We start from the raw sequence: 1,544 nt of genomic DNA on the forward strand, positions 1-1,544 counted from the left end.
TCCATTCTGACCACTTATGCCAGAACAGCTTACACATTAGTTTCATTTAATCTCCCTTTTTTCAAATCCTTTAATATCATATTTGTCAGATACTATATTTCCTAGCACAATATATTTAACATCAGTCCAACCGTCTTTTTTAGCGTCAGACACAGCTCATTTATATTCTTTTTCAGAAACGGTTTGCCAATCAGAATAGTTACTATGAACTCCGATACGGCTCGTATCATAAATAAACCTTGCTTGAATTAATTTCTTTGGTTTACGTTTAAAAATTTTCATTCAATCCCTCCCCACCAGTCATTGACCAGATATTAGTTTGTCGGTCATTCAAATCTCCTTAGTATTCATGAAATAATTCATTCAAATAAACTCATCTGTCCTTTCTTTTCTTCTATGAGTGGAATCCAGTCAGGAAATTTACTTTCAATATGTTCAATTGCCTGTTCCGTCCATTCATGAATCCCTAAAAATTCCATTGCATCTTTGCTGTGAGGGATAACATTTATCTCTGAGAAACCAATCGGATTATTAGCACTGTTTTGAATGAAATAAACTTGCTTCACGGCCATTTCCAATGCATCACCATGAATGATTACACCATTCATCCCTTGGATTGCAAAGGCATGAATCAAGAATGAAATAGCTTCATCCGATAATTCTAATGCCTGGTACCAATAGTTACTCGGCAAATAGTTAAAAAAGTCTGCATTCATTCGATCATTTTGCCATTTTTGGATAATTAGAGTTCCTGTTCCTGCTCCAGTTAAATCAGCACCTCCAGAACCACCTACAAGCAACGCTGTGAGCTTACCAAGTTCATCTGGTGTATAATGCTGCCCTTTTGCTGAAACAGCTGAATGAGCCATAAAATAGTCTCTAAAGAAATCAATGCCCATGTCATGGTGGATATTTAAGATTTTAGAATAAAATTCTTCATGTCCTTTTTTATCAAAAACAAGCTCTTGGATTCTATTTGTAAAATTCATGTGTTCATCAACATTGAGCATGTCATAGAATTGTTGTTCAGTAATTGTCATCTATCCCCTCCACCACTTTCACTAAATCAGTCATCATCCCCTCCAATCGCTGCGAGTGCTTTTTCTAAATCAGGCAAAATCCAGTCTGTTTGAATAGTTCCTAAATGCCCATCACGTTTAATCGTTCCAATAACATGCTCGATATACTTTTTCGCAGTGTTAATCTGTTCTTGGAGTTTTTCAACCGTTTTTTCGTCAGTGTCTGAAGAACATTCATCACATACAATAAATTCTCCTTCTGGAAGCCATTCAGGTTCGATTGGTTTATCACAGCTATAACATGTTGTTTGCTTCATCATTTTTCACACCTCCCCAGTGCTACCAAAACCGCCTGTACGCTTTCCATTTGCGTTGTCATCGTCTGTTGTAAGGTATTTGACAAATACCCCTTGCATTATTCTTTGACCTTTAGAAATGGTTACAGGCTCTTTTGAGATGTTCATAAATAAGCCTTTAAATTCTTGCGGATAGTAATCTGAATCGATAATTCCTACTGAATTAATC

At 36.2% G+C, this 1,544-nt stretch carries 3 protein-coding genes; all 3 read right to left on the minus strand.

Going from position 1 to position 1,544, the window contains the following annotated elements; all coding sequences use genetic code 11:
• Positions 1-359: 359 nt before the first annotated feature.
• Positions 360-1,040: a hypothetical protein gene (locus tag ABZ914_RS51120; protein ID WP_500201785.1), complete on the minus strand. Its 681-nt coding sequence runs from the start codon at positions 1,038-1,040 to the stop codon at positions 360-362.
• 26 nt (positions 1,041-1,066) lie between these two features.
• Positions 1,067-1,339 carry a hypothetical protein gene (locus ABZ914_RS51125; RefSeq protein ID WP_014570742.1) on the minus strand — a complete coding sequence of 91 codons (273 nt, stop codon included), beginning with the start codon at positions 1,337-1,339 and terminating at the stop codon, positions 1,067-1,069.
• A gap of 3 nt (positions 1,340-1,342) precedes the next feature.
• A partial coding sequence (locus ABZ914_RS51130) for a dCTP deaminase/dUTPase family protein (RefSeq protein ID WP_500201786.1) occupies positions 1,343-1,544 on the minus strand: 202 nt, incomplete at its 5' end.

The sequence above is a fragment of the Spirillospora sp. NPDC046719 genome, assembly GCF_040645715.1.
Classification (GTDB): domain Bacteria; phylum Actinomycetota; class Actinomycetes; order Streptosporangiales; family Streptosporangiaceae; genus Spirillospora.